At 66.2% G+C, this 14,460-nt stretch carries 12 protein-coding genes, 1 tRNA gene and 1 pseudogene; 9 read left to right on the forward strand and 5 right to left on the reverse strand.

What is annotated here, in order from left to right:
- The first annotated feature begins 7 nt into the window (after nucleotides 1-7).
- Nucleotides 8-610, forward strand: a complete 603-nt coding sequence (locus B5V46_RS09425; RefSeq protein ID WP_080616369.1) for an NTP transferase domain-containing protein — start codon at nucleotides 8-10, stop codon at nucleotides 608-610.
- A 223-nt stretch (nucleotides 611-833) separates the two neighbouring features.
- Here the strand turns inward: B5V46_RS09425 and B5V46_RS09430 are convergent, their stop codons facing one another.
- Both B5V46_RS09430 and B5V46_RS09435 read right to left on the reverse strand, forming a co-directional pair.
- Complete coding sequence (locus B5V46_RS09430) at nucleotides 834-1,265, reverse strand: hypothetical protein (RefSeq protein WP_080616370.1); 432 nt, start codon at nucleotides 1,263-1,265, stop codon at nucleotides 834-836.
- A gap of 372 nt (nucleotides 1,266-1,637) precedes the next feature.
- Nucleotides 1,638-2,099, reverse strand: coding sequence for a hypothetical protein (locus B5V46_RS09435; RefSeq protein ID WP_080616371.1), 462 nt, complete (start codon nucleotides 2,097-2,099; stop codon nucleotides 1,638-1,640).
- Nucleotides 2,100-2,399: 300 nt separating this feature from the next.
- Between B5V46_RS09435 and moaA the strand changes: the two genes are divergently transcribed.
- Nucleotides 2,400-3,407: a GTP 3',8-cyclase MoaA gene (moaA, locus tag B5V46_RS09440; protein ID WP_155774165.1), complete on the forward strand. Its 1,008-nt coding sequence runs from the start codon at nucleotides 2,400-2,402 to the stop codon at nucleotides 3,405-3,407.
- A gap of 148 nt (nucleotides 3,408-3,555) precedes the next feature.
- A complete protein-coding gene (locus tag B5V46_RS09445) occupies nucleotides 3,556-4,290 on the forward strand; it encodes a YrbL family protein (protein ID WP_080616372.1) in 735 nt (244 codons plus the stop codon).
- 37 nt (nucleotides 4,291-4,327) lie between these two features.
- On the opposite strand, the gene B5V46_RS09450 is transcribed toward B5V46_RS09445, so the two are convergent.
- Nucleotides 4,328-5,698 (reverse strand): aspartate aminotransferase family protein, encoded by a 1,371-nt coding sequence (locus B5V46_RS09450; protein WP_080616373.1) that lies wholly within the window; start codon nucleotides 5,696-5,698, stop codon nucleotides 4,328-4,330.
- Nucleotides 5,699-6,018: 320 nt separating this feature from the next.
- Here B5V46_RS09450 and B5V46_RS09455 point away from each other — a divergent pair, with 320 nt between their 5' ends.
- From B5V46_RS09455 to B5V46_RS09465, 3 genes and pseudogenes are all read left to right on the forward strand, one after another.
- Complete coding sequence (locus B5V46_RS09455) at nucleotides 6,019-7,230, forward strand: M24 family metallopeptidase (protein WP_080616374.1); 1,212 nt, start codon at nucleotides 6,019-6,021, stop codon at nucleotides 7,228-7,230.
- A complete protein-coding gene (gene argE, locus B5V46_RS09460; RefSeq protein WP_080616375.1) occupies nucleotides 7,230-8,390 on the forward strand; it encodes an acetylornithine deacetylase in 1,161 nt (386 codons plus the stop codon). Before B5V46_RS09455 ends, argE begins: the two co-directional genes overlap by 1 nt.
- Nucleotides 8,391-8,739: 349 nt before the next feature.
- A pseudogene (locus B5V46_RS09465) lies at nucleotides 8,740-9,501 on the forward strand (IS5 family transposase).
- Nucleotides 9,502-9,578: 77 nt separating this feature from the next.
- Here B5V46_RS09465 and B5V46_RS09470 read toward each other — a convergent pair.
- Nucleotides 9,579-9,662, reverse strand: a tRNA-Leu gene (locus tag B5V46_RS09470).
- 316 nt (nucleotides 9,663-9,978) lie between these two features.
- On the opposite strand from B5V46_RS09470, the gene B5V46_RS09475 reads away from it, so the two are divergent.
- Nucleotides 9,979-10,557 (forward strand): YqaA family protein, encoded by a 579-nt coding sequence (locus B5V46_RS09475; protein WP_080616376.1) that lies wholly within the window; start codon nucleotides 9,979-9,981, stop codon nucleotides 10,555-10,557.
- Nucleotides 10,554-11,030: a disulfide bond formation protein B gene (locus tag B5V46_RS09480; protein WP_080616377.1), complete on the forward strand. Its 477-nt coding sequence runs from the start codon at nucleotides 10,554-10,556 to the stop codon at nucleotides 11,028-11,030. Before B5V46_RS09475 ends, B5V46_RS09480 begins: the two co-directional genes overlap by 4 nt.
- Before the next feature lie 17 nt (nucleotides 11,031-11,047).
- On the opposite strand, the gene B5V46_RS09485 is transcribed toward B5V46_RS09480, so the two are convergent.
- Nucleotides 11,048-11,317, reverse strand: coding sequence for an usg protein (locus tag B5V46_RS09485; RefSeq protein WP_080616378.1), 270 nt, complete (start codon nucleotides 11,315-11,317; stop codon nucleotides 11,048-11,050).
- 195 nt (nucleotides 11,318-11,512) lie between these two features.
- On the opposite strand from B5V46_RS09485, the gene gyrA reads away from it, so the two are divergent.
- Nucleotides 11,513-14,272 carry a DNA gyrase subunit A gene (gene gyrA, locus B5V46_RS09490; RefSeq protein WP_080616379.1) on the forward strand — a complete coding sequence of 920 codons (2,760 nt, stop codon included), beginning with the start codon at nucleotides 11,513-11,515 and terminating at the stop codon, nucleotides 14,270-14,272.
- Nucleotides 14,273-14,460: the final 188 nt, after the last annotated feature.

Here is a 14,460-nt window from a genome sequence, read left to right on the forward strand (position 1 = left end):
AACGGCCGTGAAGACCGACATTCTGATCCTGGTTCCTGCCGCAGGGGCCCCGTCGCGGACACATGGCCGCGACAAGCTTCTGGAATGCGTTGGCGGCGAGGCGTTGTTGCGCCGTCAGGTGCGGGTGGCGGGCGCGAGCGGCGCAGAGGTGCTGGTGACCTTGCCCCGCCATGCGGCGGGGCCCCGGGCCGAACAGCTTGACGCCCTGCCCCATCTCAGGGTCGCCTATGTCGATCCGTCCGATGAGATGGCCGCCTCGCTCCGCGCGGGTGCTGCAGCGGCCGGGGCTGCGGGGGCGCGCGGGCTGATGCTGTTTCTGCCGGATCTGCCCGGGATCGAGACCGGCGATCTGCTCCGGATGATCGATGCCTTCGCCAAGGCGCCCGATCTCTGCCTGCGCGCCATGACCGAAGATGGCCGCCCAGGGCATCCGGTGCTGTTTCCGGCGCGGCTATTTCCGGCCTTGGCCGCGGTCGCGGACGATACCGGCGGGCACGACCTGCTTGCTGCCGAGACCGTCCGCCCCGTCGTTCTAGAGGGCGCGCGCGCCGTCACCGATCTCGACACGCCCGAGGCCTGGGCGGTGTGGTGCGCGCAAACCGGTCTCTAGCTGTCCGCCCCCGGCAGAGGGATCTTGCGGCTCTGTTCCCATCATCCGGGGCCCTGCGGGCGTGCGGGCCTCAGCCGCCGAGATCTCGGCAGGGGGATGCCCAAGAGGATCATGGTCACCGCAGGGACGCCGCCGTTACGCCCCCGTGCTTCCGGAGCCTCGATCTTTGCCAAAGCCAGCGGGCACACGGCCCTGCCGGCGCGCCAGGGACAGGCGCGCGCCTTCAGATCTCTCCGGCCACCCGCATCTGTCTTGCATAGGCATAGAACAGGATCGCCATCGCCGCTGCGCCCGCGATCATCGCATCGCCGAAATAGCCCGCGACCTCGGTCAGGCCGGGTGTCTGGAAGACGATCAGCCAGACCGCCGCGACGGTCATTCCCAGCGCCGAGAAGCCCAGCACCCAAGGTGCCGCGCCGACCCTGAGAAACAGCAGCACCCCGCCGAGCAGCCCGCCCCAGACCGCGACCGCCCAGGCCCCGTCGACAAAGGCCGGAACCGAGGTGAAATAGGCGGCCTGGGTCTGGGTGAAAAGCTGCAGATAGGGGGCAACGCCATATTGCGTCATCACGTAATCGGCACATCCGGCAAGGTTCCAGAGGACTGCCAGGATCGCCACCGGCATCATGTGCCAGGCCTCGGTCTCGTCGGACATCTTCCTTCCTCTGTTTTCAGACGCGCGCGCCGTTGGATCGTGCCGCCTGGGGCTGGTCCTGTCCAGCGGGTGCGACGTTATGCAAAAGCTGCGCGCCGGGCGCAAGACCCGGTCTTCGGCCATTCACCTCCGGACGAGCGGTTCCTGCCCGTTCTCGGGGCGCGATTGCCTGCAAAGCGCGCAGCGGGCGCAAAGGCGCGGCGAAGCTCATCGCCGGTTCCGATCGCGTTCGGAAGGCCGGGGCGACGGGACCCGCGTCTGGCCTCGGGACGGCAATACCGGGATGAGGCAAGGACTGCGGCCCGGCCGCTCCGGTCCCGATCCGGTGCCGGACAGGTCTGGCGGGAGCGGCTGCCTTCGCGCCGCTAGAGGTCATTCGGAGGCGTAGACCTTGAGATTCGTCAGCGAGATCAACGGAACCTCCAGCGCCTGCATCGCGGAAAGCGATACCCGCGTTCCCGCTCCGGACGCGCCGCCGCTCGGGCGCAGTTCGACCTGCACGCTCTTGCCCGATACCGGATCGGCCAGCCGGCCCCTGCGGATCTCGTCGGTGAGCGGGGTCAGCGCCCAGAAACCGGGATCGGTCGGATCGCCGAGCGAGGCCGTGGTCACGCCGAGCTCGCGCTCGAAGCCCAGCACCGGGGCCGTGGCCTCTTCGAGCCCGGCCGGCGCGGTGGCGCCGGTCGCACCTTCGGCACCAGAGGCAAGCGCGCCCGGCTCGGGCGGAAGCGCTTCGATCACCGACAGAGGCGGTCCCGCGACGGCTTCGTCCGGCTGTTGCGACGACGCGGCGCCACCGGAGAGCCCGCCCAGGCCGTTGCACCCGGCCAGCATGACGAGAAGGCCCGCCCCCGAAAGGCGCAGGACCGGACCCGTCCCCGGTCTGTCCCCGGCTCCGGCACCAAGCCCGGCCTCGGGTCCCGGCCGCTGGCCCCGGCCCCGGAAAAGGCCGGCTCTTCCGTCGTCCCGGAGGGCTGTTCCCGGCGCTCTTCCCCCGGCCCGGGGGCGCACGATCTCGCGCGGCATGGGCGGTCTCCCTGTTGGCAATGTCGCCTGCCAGCCTAACGGCTTCGAACCGGAGCCGAAAGGCGCTTGCCGCAGCTTCCCCCAGGCCTTAGGGTCTGCGACATGATGCTGCAGCCGCCCCTTGTCGACCCCTTCGCCCGCGCGATCACCTATCTCAGGGTCTCGGTCACCGACCGCTGCGACTTCCGCTGTGTCTATTGCATGGCCGAGAACATGACCTTCCTGCCAAAGCGCGAGCTGCTGACGCTGGAAGAGCTGGACCGGCTCTGTTCGGCCTTCATCGGGCTCGGGGTGAAGAAGCTTCGCATCACCGGCGGCGAACCTCTGGTCCGGCGCGACATCCTCACCTTCTTCCGCGCCATGGGCCGCCATCTCGACAGCGGCGCGCTGGACGAGCTGACCGTGACCACCAACGGCTCGCAGCTCGAAAAACACGCCGCCGCGCTGCATGCCGCCGGGGTGCGCCGCGTGAATATCAGCCTCGACACGCTGAACGACGAGAAATTCGCCCGCGTCACCCGCTGGGGCCGACTGGCCCAGGTGATGCGCGGAATCGATGCGGCGCAGGCGGCCGGGCTTCGGATCAAGATCAACACCGTTGCGCTGAAGGGGTTCAACGAGGACGAGCTGTTCGACCTGGTCGACTGGTGCGCCGCGCGCGACATGGACCTGACCTTCATCGAGGTCATGCCGATGGGCGATCTGGGCAATGATTACCGGGTCGGCCAGTACTGGTCCGTGCGCGATGTGCGCACGCAGCTCGAGGAGCGCTTCACGGCCGTCGATCTGGCCGAGCGTACCGGCGGCCCCGCGCGCTATGTGCGGCTGGCCGAGACCGGCCAGAAGATCGGCTTCATCACCCCGCTGTCGCATAATTTCTGCGAAAGCTGCAACCGGGTGCGGCTGACCTGCACGGGCGAGCTGTACATGTGCCTCGGCCAGGAGGACCGCGCCGATCTGCGCGCGCCGCTGCGCGACCATCCCGACAGCAACGCGCCGCTGATCGGGGCGATCCGCGCCGCCATCGCGGCCAAGCCCGAGGGCCATGACTTCGACTATTCGCGCCAGCGCGCCGACGGTCAGGTCAGCCGCCATATGAGCCATACCGGCGGCTGACCCCGGGGCTATTGCGACGGTGCAGCGCAGGTCGCGGCCGGCTCGGAAATTTCTATGGAAATCAAACGGGAAACATCCTAGGCAGGGGTCGTTTTAACCGCAGCCACTGTTCTTGGCGCGTTTCACGATTTGCCGAAGTTACGACCGAATGACCAAGACCGCGCCGAGCTCCCCTGACGAAGACATCATCGCTCTCGACCCGAAGGACAGCATTGCCGAAGGCGGTGAGCGCTGGGTCTTCCTGCATCCCGACTACCCGCAGGTCCTGATCAAGGTTCTGAAGCCCCGCAAGACCGAGATGTTCGACCGCTGGTGGACCTTCGGCCATCTGTCGCAGCGTTTCCTGCCCGCTTCGCGCTACCGCTCGACCGCAAAGCAATATGACGAATACCGCCGTCTGGTGATGGAGAACCTCTTCGATCCGGATTTCGAGCTGCCGGTCGCGCATCTTTACGGCTTCGTGAAGACGAGCCTCGGCTATGGCTGCCTGACCGAGCATATCACCGACGGAAGCGGCGGCACCGCGCTCAACCTGCAACAGCGGATCGAGGCCGGCACCTTCACCGAAGCCGACCGCGAGGGCCTGAACCGGTTTGTCGAGCGGCTTTACGACATCAGCATCTGCGCCGCCGATATGGGGCCTGCGAATTTCGTCTATGGCCATCGCGGCAGCGGCCGGCCCGGCAGCAATGGCGCCCCGCAATGGGTTCTGGTCGACGGGTTCGGCGACCGCTATGCCATCACCGCCCGCACCTATTCCCGCCGGATCCGGCTGCGCGGCATGGACAGCCGGTTCCGCAAGGGCAAGAAGGTCCGTGGCCTGCGCTGGTGCTCCGACGCGCGCCAGTTCGAATTCGAGGACGGCTACCGCCTGATCACCTGAGCGGGCGCGCCTTGGCGGCGCGCCCCTGCCCCCGGGATCAGCCCAGCACCGCCCTGACGGCTCTCGCCGTGACATCGACCACCCGGTCGGCCTCGTCCCGGGTCAGGCAGAGCGGCGGCGCGAAGCCGATGATGTCGCCCTGCGGCATGGCCCGGGCGATCACGCCCTCTTTCAGCATCGCAGCCACCACCGCGCCCGCGACCTTGCCCGGCGGGTCGTAGAAGGTCCGCGAGCCCTTGTCCTCGACCAGCTCGACCGCGCAAAGCATGCCCTCGCCGCGAATGTCGCCGACATGGGCGTGCTCGCTCAGCGCGGTCTTCATCGCAGTGACGAAATAGCCGCCCGTTTCGGCCGCGTTCTTCACCAGCCCCAGATCGTCGATGAGCCTGAGATTGGCGATGCCCGCCGCCGCCCCGATGGGATGCGCCGAATAGGTCCAGCCATGGCCGATGGGGCCGAATTCGTCGGTGCCCTCTTCCAGAACCTTCCACATCCGCTCCGACACGATGGACCCCGAGAGCGGCGCATAGGCCGAGGTCAGCCCCTTGGCGATGGTGATGAGATCGGGTTTCAGCCCGTATTTCGAGGACCCGAACATCTCGCCCAGACGGCCGAAGCCGGTGACGACCTCATCGACGATCAGCAGGATATCGTGCTTTTCAAGGATCGGCTGGATCGCGTCCCAATAGCCCGCGGGCGGCGGCACGATCCCGCCCGTGCCCAGCACCGGCTCGCCGATGAAGGCCGCGATGGTGTCGGCCCCTTCGCGCGCGATCAGCGCCTCGAGCTCGGCCGCGCAATGGGCCACGAAATCGGCCTCGGTCATGTCGAGATCGGGGCGGCGGTAGTAATAGGGCGCCTCGGTATGAAGGATCGGTGCCAGCGGCAGGTCGAACTTGTTGTGGAACCCCGCAAGCCCGGTCAGCGAGCCCGTCATCAGCCCCGAGCCGTGATAGCCCCGCCAGCGGCTGATGATCTTCTTCTTCGCTGGCCGCCCGCGCACGTTGTTGTAATACCAGACAAGCTTGATGTTGGTCTCGTTCGCGTCCGAGCCGCCAAGACCGAAATAGACCTTGGACATGTGATCGGGCGCGCGGTCCATGACCATCTTGGCCAGCGTGATCGAGGCTTCGGTGCCGTGCCCCACATAGGCATGGTAATAGGACAGCTGGCGCGCCTGTTCGGCGATGGCCTCGGCGATCTCGCTCCGCCCGTAGCCCACATTCACGCAGTAAAGCCCGGCAAAGGCATCCAGCAGCCGGGTGCCGTCGCGATCCTCGATGAAGACGCCCTGCCCGCCCGAGATCACCCGCTCGGGCGCCTCGCCGCGGGCGAATTGCGCCAGATGGGTCGAGGGGTGGAAGAAGCTCTCCCGGTCCCACTGTTCCAGCATGTCGTTCTTCAGCATCCGCCGTGTCCTTTCTTCCGGCATCGCGCCCGGCCGCAAGACCGGGCCAGACGACCGGTCCAGACGGCGGGACATGATGCGTTTCGGTCCGGGGCATGGGCCCCCTGCCCCTCACACCTAGCCCGGAACGCCCGTTCTTCCCACCCCATCGCCCGGAAAGGCGGCAGCCGGGCGGGCAAGGCCGGGCCATCGGCAGCCCGCCCCTGCCCGCCCCCTTGACGTGGCAGGGCGGCTTCTGTCTCATCGGCCGCATCGCCCCCTTTACCCCCTTTCCGTCCCGGTCCGCCCGGCGGCGGCCTGCCGCAAGGAGCCCTCTGCCCATGACCGAAGAAATCGTCCAGTTCGGCTATGCCGCCGAAGGCCGCGCGCCCTTCTCGCTGGCCGAATACGAACGGCGGCTTGGACTGGTGCGACGGGCGATGGAGGAAAAGGGCATCGACATCCTCTTTGTCGAGGACCCGTCGAACATGGCCTGGCTGACGGGCTATGACGGCTGGTCCTTCTATGTGCATCAAGGCGTGCTGGTCTTTCACGATGCCGACCCGATGTGGTGGGGCCGCCAGATGGACGCAAACGGTGCAGTGCGCACGGTCTGGATGGCGGGCGCCCATATCACGCATTATTCCGACGCCTATGTGCAATCGACCGAGCGCCACCCGATGCAGCATCTGGCGGGGCTTCTGCACGATCTGGGCTATGGCGCCCGGCGGATCGGGGTCGAGATGGAGAATTACTATTTCTCGGCCAAGGCCTATGTGACGCTGCGCGACGCCCTGCCCGAAGCGCATCTGGTCGATGCCACGGCGCTCGTGAACTGGCAGCGCACGGTCAAATCCGACGAGGAACTCGACTTCATGCGCCGTGCCGCCTCGATCTCGGAACGGATGATCGACGGGGTTCTGGACCGGATCGAGCCGGGCCTGCCCAAGAACGAGCTGGTGGCCGATCTCTACCGCGACGCGCTGGCAGGCAATGGCGACTGGGGCGATTATCCGGCCATCGTGCCGCTTCTGCCTTCGGGCAAGGATGCCTCGGCCTCGCATCTGACCTGGGACGGGCGGCCCTTCGAGAGCGGCGAGGCCACCTTCTTCGAGATCTCGGGCTGTTACCGCCGCTATCACGCGCCCTTCTGCCGGACGATCTTCCTGGGCGAACCACCCGATTACATGCGCGCCGCCGAAGCCGCGCTGATCGAGGGGATCGAGGCCGGGCTCTGGGCCGCCAAGGCCGGCAACCGCGCCTGCGACATCGCCAATGCGCTGGCTGCGCCGCTGGAACGCGCGGGCATCCGGCGGGGCGCGCGCTGCGGCTATCCGGTCGGGCTCAGCTATCCGCCCGACTGGGGCGAGCGCACGATCTCGCTGCGCGAAGAGGACGACACCCTGCTGGAGCCGGGCATGACCTTCCATTTCATGCCCGGCCTCTGGATGGAGAACTGGGGGCTCGAGATCACGGAATCGATCCTGATCCGCGAGGAGGGCCCGGCCGAGACCCTGTGCAACCGCCCCCGCAAGCTCTATGTGAAACCCTGATGACCCGGCTTGACGACACCTGCGCGATCCTCGCCGATCTGGTGGCCTTTCCCACCGTTTCGTCCGAGTCGAACCTCGAGATGATCGTCCATATCGCCGCGCTTCTGGGCGATCTGGGCGCGCGGGTCGATCTGTTTCACGACGCGACCGGGCACAAGGCGAACCTCTTCGCGACGCTGGGGCCGCGCAACACCGATGGCGGGATCGTGTTGTCGGGCCATACCGACGTGGTACCGGTCGCCGATCAGGACTGGTCGACCGACCCGTTTACGCTGCACGAGGCCGACGGGCGGCTTTACGGGCGCGGCACCTGCGACATGAAGGGGTTCATCGCCGCCTGCCTTGCCATGGCGCCGCTCTATGCCGGGCTCGAGCTCACCCGCCCGCTCCATTTCGCCTTCACCCATGACGAGGAGGTCGGTTGTCTCGGCGGGCAGGCGCTGGTGGCCGAGCTTTCGGCCCGCGGACTGCGTCCCGCCATCGCGCTGATCGGCGAGCCGACCGAGATGCGCATCGTCGAAGCCCACAAGGGCTGCTGCGAATACACCGTCGAATTCCACGGCCGCGAAGGCCATGGCTCGAACCCGGATGCGGGCGTGAACGCGGCCGAAGCCGCCGTGCGCTATGTCACCCGCCTGATGCGGCTGGCCGACGACCTCAAGGCCCGTGCGCCGGAGGACAGTCCGTTCGAGCCGCCCTGGACCACGGTCAATCTCGGGCGGATCTCGGGCGGGCATGCCCATAACGTGATCCCGGGCAAGGCCGAGGTCGCCTGGGAAATGCGCCCGGTGCGCTCGGACGATATCGCCTTCGTCAAGGAGGCGATGGCGCGCCATGTGGCCGAGCTTCTGCCCGACATGCAGGCGGTGGCTCCCGAGGCCCGCATCCTGACCCATGTGATCGGCGAGGTGGTCGGGCTCGAGCCCCTGGCAGGGAACGCCGCGCGCAGGCTCCTGGCCGAGCTCACCGGACAGGAGCGCGCCGAGACGGTGCCGTTCTCGACCGAGGCCGGGCTGTTCCAGAGCCTCGGCTGCGCCGCCGCCGTCTGCGGCCCCGGCGCCATCGCCCAGGCCCACAAACCCGACGAATATGTCAGCCGCGACCAGCTGGCCCAATGCCTTACGATGCTGGAGGGGCTGGCCGGAGTGCTGACTGCCTGAGGCCGCATCTCGGCGCGTTCGGCCTGGCCCGGATCGCCCAGTTCCTACGCAGACTGCGTGGCACCGGCCGATCAGCGGCCATCAGGGCCTGCGGTTGATCTGTCGCAATACCCGCGCCGATCCTTCATCCAGTCCTGTCGCGTCGTGGTGCAATCGTCGCCGAGGCGCTGCCAAGCCAGAACAATTTTCTTCTGGTTCAGGCTTCCGCGCAGCGGGGTACACGGCCTTAGAAGTCTTCTATGGAGTCAATGCGATGCATGGCCCCGAGCCTGCCTCGCGATTCTGGGGTCAGGATGCATTTATTTCGGTCGCGCAGCATGCTTCACGGCTCCGAAAACGGAGCGGCGAGATGAGCGATCTCTTCTGGCTGACCGAGGCGCAGATGGCACGTGTGGCCCCTTTTTTCCGAAGTCTCATGGTAAGCCCCCCCCCGGGGGGGGGGCGACAGGCGCGTGTTGGGTGGGATTATCATCATCAATCGCAATAGCTTACGTTGGCGGGATGCGCCGAGGGAATATGGTCCGCATAAGACGCTCAGCCGGTGGAAGCGGTGGAGCGAGAAAGGCATCTTCGCCCGGATGATGGCAGGTCTGGCCGCTGAGCACGGCGAAGAGAAGACCGTGATGATCGCCGCGACATATCTCAAGGCCCATCGAACGGCGACCAGCATGGCCGCCAAAAAGGAGGGCGTGGTCGTCTGATCGGCCGAACCAAAGGCGGCATGAACGCCAAGCTGCACGCCATCTGCGACAGTCAGTGACGACCGATCGACCTGTTCGTCACCGCCGGACAGGTGAGCGATTACATCGGCGCACGGGCCCTGCTGAGCGGCCTGCCAAACGTCTAATGGCGGCTCGGGAATCTCGGCTACGATGCCGACTGGTTCGGAGAAGCGTTGCAGGACAAGGGCATACGCGCCTGCATCCCCGGCCGGAAACAACGGAAGACGCCCGCCAAATACGATAAGCGACGCTACAAGTGGCGCAACCGGATCGAGATCATGTTCGGCAGGCTCAAGGATTGCAGGCGCGTCGCGACCCGCTATGACCGATGCCCAAAGGTGTTCCTATCAGCCATCGCTCTCGCGGCGGTCGTCATCTATTGGTTATGAATCCTGCCCCTAACACCGGCCTGATCGCTTGGCAGGCCGAGCAAAGACCGCCCCGGAGTTTTATCTCGACTTAGAAATGGTGCGGGTGGTCGGACTCGAACCGACACTCCTTGCGGAAAGGGTGTTTGAGACCCTCGCGTCTACCATTCCGCCACACCCGCACCTGTCGCCCCGCCGGTCATCCCGGGGAGCGGAACCCTGTCAAACCCATCACGCCGTCGGGCTCGGTCCGGCGCGAAGGGCCCGGTTCTGCCCCGGGCGCGGATCGGACAGAGCGCAGCGGCGTGAAAACGATTCGCCTTGCCGGGCAGGAAATCCGGGGCCTTCCGCCGCGGATCATCCGGTTCCTTGCCAGATCCTGTCCGATCCTCTAGCGCGCGCATCCGGAACGGTCAATCGTCCGTCAGCGGCAGCCGGCCCCGCTTGACGCCGCCTCCCTTGCATGGCTTCTGGGCGCCAGACTTGCCGGGGGCCAGAATGATCCGACGCCTTTACGACTGGACGCTGTCGCTGGCCGACAGCCGGAACGCGATGTGGGCGCTGTTCATCGTGGCCTTCATCGAAAGCTCGATCTTCCCGATCCCGCCCGATGTGCTGATGGTGCCGATGATCCTGGCGCGGCCCTCGCGCGCCTTCGCCATTGCCGGCGTGGCACTGGCGGGCTCGGTGCTGGGCGGGCTGGCGGGCTATGGCATCGGCGGGGCCTTCTTCGACCAGATCGGCCGCCCGGTGCTCGAATTCTACGGCAAGGACGCCTATTTCGAGCAGTTCCGCGCGCGCTATAACGACTATGGCGCCTGGGCGGTGCTGATCGCCGGCGTCACGCCCTTTCCCTACAAGGTTATCACCATCCTGTCGGGCTCGACCGGCCTCAATCTCGGCATCTTCCTGGTCGCAAGCCTGATTGCCCGGGGGATCCGGTTCTTCCTGGTCGCGGCGCTGTTGTGGAAGTTCGGCGCCCCGATACGCATGTTCATCGAGAAGTATCTGGGGCTTCTCTTCACGCTTTTCGTTCTGCTGCTGATTGGCGGCTTCTATGCAGTGAGGTTCCTGTGACGGCAACGCGCAACCAACTGATCCTGCTGGCGGCGGGCGCCTCCGCAGCCAGCCTTCTGGCGGCTTTCGGCTTCGAGCATCTGGGCGGGCTTGCGCCTTGCAAGCTCTGCCTCTGGCAACGCTGGCCGCATGCCGTGGCGCCGATCCTCGGTCTGCTGGCCGTGGCGATCGGCGGGCGCATGCTGGCGCTGAGCGGGATGGTGACGATGGCGGTCTCGACCGGGCTTGGGGTCTATCACTCGGGGGTCGAGCGGCACTGGTGGACCGGGCCGTCCTCCTGCACCGGCAGCGGGCCGAGCCTGTCTCAGATGACCCCCGAGCAGATCCTGAACCCCAGCCTCGTCCAGCCCGTCGTGCTGTGCGACCGGATCGCCTGGGAGCTGTTCGGGCTTACCATGGCCAATTACAACGTGCTCCTCTCGGCCGTCCTGGTCGTGGTCTGGGCGATGGCCCTGGCGCGCGGCCGCGCCTGACCGCCGCGCTGCCAGGCTCAGTTCAGCCGGAATTCCCCCACGACATTGCGCCATTCGCCCGAGGAGATCCTCTTTCTGTGGGTGAAACGCACCGAATGCAGCGGCCCCTCGATCGTCTCCTGCCAGAACTCGATGAACTTGAAGAGCCGCGGATGATCGGGGGCAAGATCGTAGTCCTGCCAGATGAAGCTGTTGAGAACGTTCCTGAAATCCGGCATGCGGTAATACAGTTCGGCTGTGGTGAGGCCGTAGCCCCTGAGCATAAGCTCGGTCTCGGAAAGCGACATGTCTGAGCCCTCCTGTCGCTGCGGGATGTGATCAGCTTGCCAGAGCAAGGTTGATTTTCAATGAAAACAGGATGTTGGCACTCTTTCCGGGGGGCTGCCAGATCCTGGGTCGGTCTGCGGTTGCACCCAACATGAAGCTTCTGATAAAGTTCCTCCAACAATATCTGGAATTTCCCCGAAAGGCCGGGTCCCAAGTTGAACGACACGCCGGACACCCCCGAAAACGAAGACGATAACGGTTCTGGTAAGGGGCCCGAGCGTCCCGGATATGACGGTCCCGTCATCGCGATCGAGAAGGAGATGCAAAAATCCTATCTCGATTACGCGATGAGCGTGATCGTGAGCCGGGCGATCCCGGACCTGCGCGACGGGCTGAAACCGGTGCACCGCCGGATCCTGTTCGCGATGCACGAGACCGGCAACACCCATGACAAGCCCTACCGCAAGTCGGCGCGGCCGGTGGGCGACACGATGGGGAAATACCACCCGCACGGCGATTCCGCGATTTACGACGCCTTGGTGCGGATGGCACAGCCCTTCTCGATGTCGCTGCCGCTTCTGGATGGTCAGGGCAACTTTGGCTCGATGGACGGCGACAATGCCGCGGCCATGCGTTATACCGAGGTCCGGATGGCCAAGGCGGCGCAGGCGCTGCTGACCGATATCGAAAAGGATACGGTCGACTTCCAGGACAACTATGACGGCAAGGACAAGGAACCGACGGTCCTGCCGGCGCGGTTCCCCAACATGCTGGTCAACGGCGCGGGCGGCATCGCCGTCGGCATGGCCACCAACATCCCGCCGCATAATCTGGGCGAGGTCGTCGATGCGACGCTGGCGCTGATCGAGGACCCGGACCTGACCAGCGAACAGCTGATGCAGTACATCCCGGCCCCCGACTTTCCCACCGGCGGGCTGATCCTCGGCCGGTCCGGCGCGCGCAAGGCCTATCTCGAGGGGCGCGGCTCGGTCATCCTGCGGGCCAAGACCCGGGTCGAGGAGATCCGCAAGGACCGCTACGCGATCGTCATCGACGAGATCCCCTATCAGGTGAACAAGTCGACGATGATCGAGAGGATCGCCGAGGCCGCCCGCGACAAGCGGATCGAGGGCATCGCCCATGTGCAGGACGAATCCGACCGGGTCGGCGTCCGGGTCGTGATCGAGCTGAAACGCGACGCGACCCCCGATGTGGTGCTGAACCAGCTGTTCCGCTTCACCCCGATGCAGACCTCCTTCGGCTGCAACATGCTGGCGCTGAACGGCGGCCGGCCCGAGACCCTGACGCTGCGCGACTTCTTGTCCCATTTCATCGCCTTCCGCGAAGAGGTCGTGGCCCGGCGCACCGCGTTCGAGCTGCGAAAGGCGCGCGAGCGCAGCCATATCCTCTGCGGTCTGGCGGTCGCGGTCTCTAATGTCGACGAGGTGGTGGCGACGATCCGCGCCTCGACCGATGCGGCCGAAGCCCGCGTCAAGCTGATGGAGCGGCGCTGGCCCGCCCAGGAGATCGCCGATTACATCAAGCTGATCGACGACCCGACCCATACCATGAACGAGGACGGCACCTACAACCTCTCCGAGATTCAGGCCCGCGCGATCCTCGATCTCAGGCTTCAGCGCCTGACCCAGATCGGGGTCAAGGAGGTCACCGACGAGCTCGAAGAACTGGCCGCCAGGATCAAGGACTATCTCGACATCCTGCGCTCGCGCGAACGGATCATGGCGATCATCGGCACCGAGCTGCGCGAGGTTCGCGAACAGTTCGCGGTGCCGCGCCGGACCGAGATCGCCGACTGGTCGGGCGACATGGAAGACGAGGACCTGATCGAGCGCGAGGACATGGTGGTGACCGTCACCCAGTCCGGCTATATCAAGCGCACGCCGCTCGCCGAATTCCGCAGCCAGAACCGCGGCGGCAAGGGGCTCGCCTCGATGGCGACCAAGGAAGACGATGTCGTCACCACGCTTTTCGTCGCCAATACCCATACCCAGCTTCTGTTCTTCACCACCGACGGGATGGTCTACGAGCTGAAATGCTGGCGCCTGCCGCAGGCGGGACGCACAGCCCGCGGCAAGGCCATCGTCAATATCCTGCCGATCGACATGGGCATATCGATTGCCGCCTTGATGAAGATCGACGAGCCCGAGGACGAGTGGGAGAACCTGCAGGTCGTCTTCGCCACCTCGGCGGGCGATGTGCGGCGCAACCGGTTGTCGGACTTCACCAATATCAAGCGCAACGGCAAGATCGCGATGAAGCTGCCCGAGGGGGTCAGCCTCGTGAATGTCTCGATCTGCGATGCTCAGGACGATGTGATGCTGGTCACGGCAACCGGCCGGGCGATCCGCTTCGCGACCACGGATGTGCGGGTCTTCTCGGGCCGCGACTCGACCGGGGTGCGGGGCATCCGGCTGGCCGAGGGTGACAGCGTGGTCTCGATGTCGGTCATCCGCCACTTCTCGGCCGATCCGGCCGAACGTGCGGCCTATCTGAAACAGCGCCGGCTGATGGCGGGCGTCACCGACGAGAATGGCGAAGCCGACGAGGATGAAGAGGCGGTCGAGGTCGGTCAGCTTTCGCCCGCGCGCTATGCCGAAATGTCGGCGGCCGAGGATCTGATCCTGACCATCACCGCGCGCGGCCAAGGCAAGATCAGTTCCAGCCACGACTACCCGGTGCGCGGCCGCGGCGGCCAGGGCGTGCAGGCCATCGACAAGGCGCTGCGCGGCGGCCCGCTGGTCGCGTCCTTCCCGGTCGAGATGGACGATCAGGTAATGCTGGCCACTTCGCGCGGGCAGTCGATCCGGGTGCCGGTCGATCAGATCAGCTTCCGCTCGCGCTCGGCCGGCGGCGTGCGGGTGCTGGATGCGGCGACGGGCGAAGAGGTCGTCTCGGTCGCGCGGATTGCCGATCAGGGCGAAAACGGGGACGAAGAGGACGTGTCGGTCGAATAAGGCCGGATCGCGTCCGCCCCGCTGCCTCAGGACGGCATGCCCCCGAAGCATCCTGCGTGTTTGCGCCATGTCGATGGCGCGGACCTGCCTGACTGACCTCCCTTCGTTCAGGACGCATAATCGCGACCGCAGGATGAAGACACTCACGGGGCTGTTTTGCAATTTGCCCCTTATGGCCCACCTGGATG

Source organism: Rhodovulum sp. MB263 (genome assembly GCF_002073975.1).
Lineage (GTDB): Bacteria > Pseudomonadota > Alphaproteobacteria > Rhodobacterales > Rhodobacteraceae > Rhodovulum.